This window comes from Rhizobium sp. BK619 (assembly GCF_014195245.1).
Classification (GTDB): domain Bacteria; phylum Pseudomonadota; class Alphaproteobacteria; order Rhizobiales; family Rhizobiaceae; genus Rhizobium; species Rhizobium acidisoli.
Genome location: NZ_JACIBH010000020.1, coordinates 53,780 through 60,076, shown reverse-complemented (window position 1 = coordinate 60,076; position 6,297 = coordinate 53,780). Strand labels below are relative to the sequence as shown.

7 protein-coding genes and 1 pseudogene are annotated in these 6,297 nt (G+C 59.9%); 2 read left to right on the top strand and 6 right to left on the bottom strand.

Features of this window, described 5'->3' with window-relative positions; genetic code table 11:
* Positions 1-138: 138 nt before the first annotated feature.
* Positions 139-288, top strand: a pseudogene (locus FHX14_RS31085) (ISNCY family transposase); the annotation flags it as partial.
* 234 nt (positions 289-522) lie between these two features.
* Here the strand turns inward: FHX14_RS31085 and FHX14_RS31080 are convergent.
* From FHX14_RS31080 to FHX14_RS31070, 3 genes are all read right to left on the bottom strand, one after another.
* The gene (locus FHX14_RS31080) at positions 523-1,071 is read right to left on the bottom strand and encodes a hypothetical protein (RefSeq protein ID WP_184380918.1); all 549 of its coding nucleotides are present in this window, start codon (positions 1,069-1,071) and stop codon (positions 523-525) included.
* Between the two features lie 31 nt (positions 1,072-1,102).
* Entirely contained in the window at positions 1,103-1,711 is a 609-nt protein-coding gene (locus tag FHX14_RS31075; protein ID WP_184380916.1) for a hypothetical protein, read from the bottom strand.
* A 161-nt stretch (positions 1,712-1,872) separates the two neighbouring features.
* Positions 1,873-2,304, bottom strand: coding sequence for a SyrB2 regulator (locus FHX14_RS31070; RefSeq protein ID WP_184380914.1), 432 nt, complete (start codon positions 2,302-2,304; stop codon positions 1,873-1,875).
* 184 nt (positions 2,305-2,488) lie between these two features.
* Here FHX14_RS31070 and FHX14_RS31065 point away from each other — a divergent pair, with 184 nt between their 5' ends.
* On the top strand, positions 2,489-2,827 hold the full coding sequence (locus FHX14_RS31065) for a hypothetical protein (RefSeq protein WP_184380912.1): 339 nt from the start codon (positions 2,489-2,491) through the stop codon (positions 2,825-2,827).
* A gap of 334 nt (positions 2,828-3,161) precedes the next feature.
* On the opposite strand, the gene FHX14_RS31060 is transcribed toward FHX14_RS31065, so the two are convergent.
* From FHX14_RS31060 to FHX14_RS31050, 3 genes are read right to left on the bottom strand one after another with little or no spacing between them, the layout of a single operon-like run.
* A complete protein-coding gene (locus tag FHX14_RS31060) occupies positions 3,162-3,959 on the bottom strand; it encodes an ABC transporter permease (RefSeq protein ID WP_184380910.1) in 798 nt (265 codons plus the stop codon).
* A complete protein-coding gene (locus FHX14_RS31055; RefSeq protein WP_184380908.1) occupies positions 3,956-5,137 on the bottom strand; it encodes an ABC transporter permease in 1,182 nt (393 codons plus the stop codon). Before FHX14_RS31055 ends, FHX14_RS31060 begins: the two co-directional genes overlap by 4 nt.
* Entirely contained in the window at positions 5,134-6,201 is a 1,068-nt protein-coding gene (locus FHX14_RS31050; protein ID WP_184380906.1) for an ABC transporter ATP-binding protein, read from the bottom strand. The genes FHX14_RS31055 and FHX14_RS31050 overlap by 4 nt, the downstream gene beginning before the upstream one ends.
* Positions 6,202-6,297 lie beyond the last annotated feature (96 nt).

Below are 6,297 nucleotides of genomic sequence, written 5' to 3'. Positions count from 1 at the left end.
ACCCGGCCCAGCCGGTTCGGTCGGGGGCTGATCGCCAGTGCCAGTGTCGCGTTTCTAACTGGCTGGCGGCGCCGCACCTCTAACCAGCTTTGACATTGTTGTAGCCGCAAAGTTAGAATGTCCTGATTCTGCAAAGTTTCGCATCACTGGTGGTTTGAGAACCGCGGTCCCAAATGCGCCCTGCTCGTCTACATCGATGATGCTACCGGCAAGCTGCTGCATCTACGGTTCGCCGGATCGGAGAACACCTTCGACTACCTGCATGCGACGAAGGCCTATCTGCAGCAACAAAGCCGGTAGTGAAGACCAAAGCGCGAAGGAACGGCTATGTGCGACGGGCTCATGGTCCGGGACGGCGGAAGGATTTTATCGACGATCCGGCGGTGATCGAACGCCGTAAAGCAGCCAAAGCTTGATGCTGCCGAGTAAGACGTCAATCACATCGTCAGCACGAGCGGGGAAATACGGCTTTTTAGGTGATCGAACCGTATGCACTAAAAATAACTTACGGGACCTGGCGCCTCAGGAGACGCCAAACCGTTCAAGCATCTTTCGAAGCCGCAGGTTCTGTTGATGAAGTTGTTTAGACAGCAATGCCTTGAGGTGTCGATTTTCCGCGTCAAGTGCAACCAGTTCATCGATCGCTGTCTCGACTTCAGCGGTTGCGGATCGCTCATCGCCTGCTTTTGTCGTGCGATCGAGATGAGCTTCCGGACGGCGCCGTTCGGCGCGGGGCTTCTTCGCTCGTGGCATAGAGTTTGCGCGGCCGCGATCGTTTTGCGATGAAATCGATTGCACCGCTTCGGTCAACGAAACACCGTCTTGGTTTTGGCTGCCGCTTTCGCAGTGGTCATCGATTTGCCGTTGCGGCATTCGATCCGACTGCACCTCGTCGCCCTGGCTCAATGTTTGCGATGCCGTTTTGGATTCGAACAGATGCGGCGCATCAGTCTCGGCCTGACGCGCAAAAGCCTTGAGATCGGTGTTTCCCCAAATCGAAACCGGGGGCATCGTCGACCGTCGGCGCTTCGACTTGAGTTCGACAATGAAATTTCGTTGCAGCGTTTTCATCTGTATCCAGTCTTCCAATCGTGAGCCAATCTCACGACACTCCAAATCGCTCGAGCATCTTCCTGAGCTGAGCGTTCTGCAGGTCGAGCTTTTGCGCCAATTGGCTTCTCAGCTTTTTGATGTCTTCGTCAAGGCTTGCCACTTCATCGAAGAAGGGATCGCGTGAGGGCGAAGGTCGTGAACGCAGATCTTCAGGTGCGGCGATAGCGCTTTGCGCCGCCACGCCGGCCTCGGCTTTCTTCGCACGTGCGCGGCGTTTGATGGCCGGCTTGTTTTGAAGTTTTCCGGTGGCCTTAGTTTTTGGCGCCGACACGTCCGCTTCGGTGCGCGGATGATCGGCTTCATCATCGGGTGCAGCGGTTCGAGGCTCTTCGATATCGACAGGCGACTCTAAAGCCCGCGCGGCATGAGGATCGCTTTCGACCGCACTCGAAGCCACCGGCACCTGATCGACCGGAGTGCCCTTATCGTCATCCGCTTTGACGGACGGTTTCCCTGAAAGCGACGGACGCGCCGACGTCGGATCGTCCTCGCGTTCGAGAGCCTCGGGATCGGTATCATGGCTGATCGCGCTCTCTTGTGATTTCGCCGGCCGTCGCCGGGACGTCAGGTCGACAAGAAATCTCCACGGTGTTTTCATAGTGTTTCAACCTCGGGCAATCCGGACCGCAATCCTGCTGCCGCTACTATATCCTCACTCGCCATTCGGCCGGGCACGACGAAGCGCGCCCGGCGACTATATCGCCTGCTGAAAAACGCCGCACCAGATCGTTATTGTAACCGTCCCGCTGCGCTTGCCGATCAGCTAAGCCCAAGCCGTCTGCGCAGTTCGGCATTTTCTTGGCGCAGTTTTTCGGCAAGCGTTTTGCGAAGTCGCTTGTTCTCTTCTTCGAGCTGAATCAGATCTTCCAGCTCATCGAATGCCGGCGCGGATGTCGTTGTCGCCTGCTCGACAGGCTTCGCCTTCGTTTTCCTCGGAGCGCCCTTGCGCGTGCTCCTGCCGTCCACGGCTTTCGTCTCGATGGTCTTGCGCCTTCCTCTCCTGCCTCGCCCGTCAGCCATCGCGGCGCTTGCGGTCGGCTGCTGCTCGGTGACCGACTGCGATCCGGCGGCAGCCAGTTCGGCAGTTGCCTTTTGACGCCGCGGCGCACGCTGCTTCCTGGTCCCGGTTTTTGCCGGAGTATCTGTCTCCGCAGCGCCTGCAACGGAGCCTGTATTATTCTCATCAGCCATCAGTCGTCTCCTTTAAAGCCAAGTCTCTTTTCGACCGAGTGAAAGCCCGAGTCAACAAAGCGCCTGAGGGATCGCTAACAACATGGGCCAAACTAGGCTGCCGGGGGAATGGCGGCTGCAGCGCTTTATTTTGACAGGGCGGAGTGTAAACTCTCGGCCGTCACCAGCACGAAGAAGAAAACCCATGCCGCGTTTTCTAGCCGTCTACACTATGAAGCCCGAAGACCTCGCCTCCTTTCGCAGTCGGACCAAGGCCGAGCAGGACGCGATTGATGCCGTTGGGCTACCGCAGTGGGCGGCGTGGGAAGACAGAAATGCTGCATCCATTTGCGATCGCGGTGGCATGGTGGGTAAAACGACCCGTGTGACCAAAGACGGTATCTCGAAAGCCTCGAATCCTTTTTGCGGCTACGTTGTGGTCGAGGCGGAGACCATCGAGGCGGCCGCCCGGTTGTTCCAGCACCACCCGCATATTACCGTCTTTCCAGGAGACGGAATCGATATCATGCCCTTTCTGACCTGAGCTATCCGCAGACAAAAGCTGCGTTTGACGCGAGCGGCTGTTGTGCGCCATGAGTGGACGATAATGCCATTCACCGAGACGGGAATAGTTTGCCCGAATTCAGAATCATTCTGCGATTCGACAAATCTTCCGGCGCTGGATTTGCCGCCAAGCTCCGCTCACGCCTCCATAGAAGATACTTGAACGCCCCTCGTTGTAGCTTCCCGGCGCTCGGTACCAGAGCACTTCGTCGCCCGGCTCCTCATCATGATTCCATCTGGTCGGGGCGCCCAGTTTCGTCGCCTCGCGAACAAAAGGCCGGCGTGTCTGGAAAAAAATGGTTCGCCGGGAGAAGTCACGCGATGGCTTGCTTCAGCTTTTCGCTGCGGTTTCGGACAAAGGCAACTGCCGCCGCTATCAGCACCGTACCGAAGATAAAAAGGAAGGCTGCCGCGGCGATGGCAGGGCTGATGTTTTCACGGATGGTGGAGAACATCTGCCGCGCCAGTGTCCGCTGGTTGGGGCCGGCGACAAACAGGGTCAACACCACTTCATCGAGCGAGGTCGCGAAGGCGAGGACCCCGCCGGAGATAATTCCGGGTAATGCGAGCGGAAGCGTCACGCGCCGCAGGACGGTCAGCGGCGATGCGCCGAGGCTCGCGGCGGCTCTTTCGACGCGCCGGTCGATGCCGGCCAGAGATGCGGACACGGAGACGACCACGAAGGGCACCGCGACCACCGAGTGGGCGCAGATGACGCCAAGATAGGAATTCGCAAATCCAAGCCGTACGAAGATCAGTTGCATGCCGACGCCCAGCACGACTGCCGGCACGACCATGGGGAGAAGGAAGGCCGTGCGGCATAAGCCTGGAAGCGGCAGGCTTTCGTTTCTGAGACCGAGAGCCGCCATGCTGCCGAGCGCGCCGGCGATCAGTGTCGTTCCGGCACCGATTATGAGCGTGTTGACGATCGCCATGCGCCAGGCTTCCGCAGTGAAGAGTTCTGCGAACCAGCGAAGGGAAACGTCGGGTATCGGATAGGTGAGGAAGACGCTGGACGTGAAAGCAAGCGGGAGAATGGCGATGAGAGGTGCCAGGAGAAAGATCACGACGAGGCCGCCAAAGACGACGCGGAACAAGTTTGCCGGGTTCATTGCAGCGCTCCTGAACGGTCGGACGAGAGCCTGCTGTAGGCGGCATAAAGAACAAGGGTCGCCGCAAGCAGGATCAAGCCGAGCGCGCCGGCCATGCCCCAGTTGGCGGAATTGATCGCATAGAAGGCAATCACGGAAGAGATCATCTGGTCGCGCGCGCCACCGAGAAGCGCCGGCGTGATGTAGTAGCCGATCGCCGTCATGAAGACGAGCAGAGACCCTGAGACGATGCCACGCAGGCTGAGCGGAAGGAGCACGCGGACAAAGGCCCGCAAGGGATGAGCGCCGAGCGAGGCAGCAGCCGGCATGAGGTTGTGTGGAATGGACAAGAGCACCGAGTAGATCGGCAGCACCATGAAGGGCAGCAGCACATGGGTCATGGCGATGACGACCCCGATCCGGTTGAATATGAGCGGCAAGGGGCTTGCGATCAGTCCGAGGCCGATCAACATGTCGTTGATCAGGCCCTTCTCCTGCAGGAGAATGAACCAGGCAGCGGTGCGTACCAGAAGCGAAGTCCAAAGCGGCAAAAGGACGGCTCCGAGAAGAAGACTGCGTTTCCAGCCGCTGACCGATGCTGCAATCATCGCATAGGGAAGGCCGATCAGGGCACAGCAGGCCGTGACCAGCAGGGCCACGCCAAGGGTGCGCACCAGTATCGCCCTGTTCGCCGAGGAATCGGCGGGAAGTGCTTCGAGCTTGCCGCCTGCATCGCGCTGATAATCCACCGCTGCCAGAAGATAACGGTCGGTATAGGGGCTTGTCGAATCCACGAGGGCCTTCCAGAAGCGGATATCCGACCAGCGTTTATCGACGGCGACGAGATCGACCGGACCCGCCGCGCCCTCGACACCGGCGACCGTGCGGGTCATCAGCGTGCGGAACCCGTTCTGGGCACTGTTCAGCCGGCGAACCGCATCGCCGAGCCGCTGCTGCCCATCCATGCTTTTCAGGTCGGCGATGAGCGCCTGCTGAAGCTCCTGCGGCGGGGTGGACTTTCCGTCCCAGAGATGGGCGGCGGCGGCAACATGCGGAAAGGCCAGCGAGCCTGCCGGATCGGATACGGATTCCTTGAGCATGGCGATCAGCGGCCAGCCGAAAAACACGGCCAGGAACAGGATAAGCGGCGCAACGAGAGCCACGGCGCCGAAACGGGCTTTTCGGCTGGAGGCGCTCATGCCGGGATCACCCAGCAGTCGGCAGCGGCAAACGAGACCTGGACGCGATCTCCCGGCCGGCATTCCGCCCGGACGCGATCTGATTTCATGATCAGCTTCATGTGTTGGCGTTCGAGCTGTATGCGCAGGTGATCGCCTTGGTAGACGACGTCGCTGACGAGTGCCTCGTGGCAATTGTCGTGCATAGCCGTATCGGCGATCGAAAGGCGTTCGGGGCGGACCGAGACCAGCACCTTTCCGGCCGCAGAAACTGCCGCTGGCGTCTCAAGCCGGATCACCTGGTTTTGGCCCAGATCTATAGACGCGCTGCCGTCCGCTTCGTGCCGCAGGGTACCCTCGAGAAGGTTGGTCTCGCCAATGAATTCGGCGACGAAGCGCGTGCGGGGATGATCATAGATTTCCCGCGGCGTCCCGATCTGCTCGATCTTGCCCCTGTTGAAAACAGCAATCCTGTCGGACATGGTCAATGCCTCGGACTGATCATGCGTGACGAAGACGATGGTAAGGCCGAGGCGCTTGTGGAGCGCGCGGATATCGAGCTGCATCTGCTCGCGCAACTGTTTGTCGAGGGCGCCGAGCGGCTCGTCCATCAGCACGACGGAAGGTTCGAACACGAGGGCGCGCGCCAGCGCCACGCGCTGCTGCTGGCCACCGGAAAGCTGGGACGGACGCCGGTCGCGCATCTGGGAGAGCTGCACCATGTCCAGCGCCCGTGAAACGCGGGTCTCGATCTCTGCCCGCGGGACACCGCGCATTTCCAGCGGAAAGGCGACGTTGCGCGCAACAGTCATGTGGGGAAAGAGCGCATAGTTCTGGAAAACCACGCCCATGTTGCGCCGATGCGGCGGCAGCTGGTCTATGCGCCGGCTGCCGATGGAAATCGTGCCGTGGGTCGGCGTCTCGAAGCCGGCCAGCATCATCAGGATGGTGGTCTTGCCGGAGCCTGACGGACCGAGCAGGCTGATGAATTCGCCTTGATCGATCGCAAGATCAAGCTTGTCCACGACCTGCAGCGCACCGTAGGATTTGCTGATTTCCGTAAATTGAATGTTCGACTGACTCAATGGAGATCCTCCGCGTCCCTGCGGCAAGCAGCCACGAATGGATAGACCGATGCGGGGCTGGATATACCCCGCATCGTCTCGTTCGAAAGGATGGCC

Coding starts and splice junctions, on each gene's coding strand:
- FHX14_RS31080 (WP_184380918.1), bottom strand. CDS start 1,071: ATGAAAACGCTGCAACGAAATTTCATTGTCGAACTCAAGTCGAAGCGC.
- FHX14_RS31055 (WP_184380908.1), bottom strand. CDS start 5,137: ATGAGCGCCTCCAGCCGAAAAGCCCGTTTCGGCGCCGTGGCTCTCGTT.
- FHX14_RS31070 (WP_184380914.1), bottom strand. CDS start 2,304: ATGGCTGATGAGAATAATACAGGCTCCGTTGCAGGCGCTGCGGAGACA.
- FHX14_RS31065 (WP_184380912.1), top strand. CDS start 2,489: ATGCCGCGTTTTCTAGCCGTCTACACTATGAAGCCCGAAGACCTCGCC.
- FHX14_RS31060 (WP_184380910.1), bottom strand. CDS start 3,959: ATGAACCCGGCAAACTTGTTCCGCGTCGTCTTTGGCGGCCTCGTCGTG.
- FHX14_RS31075 (WP_184380916.1), bottom strand. CDS start 1,711: ATGAAAACACCGTGGAGATTTCTTGTCGACCTGACGTCCCGGCGACGG.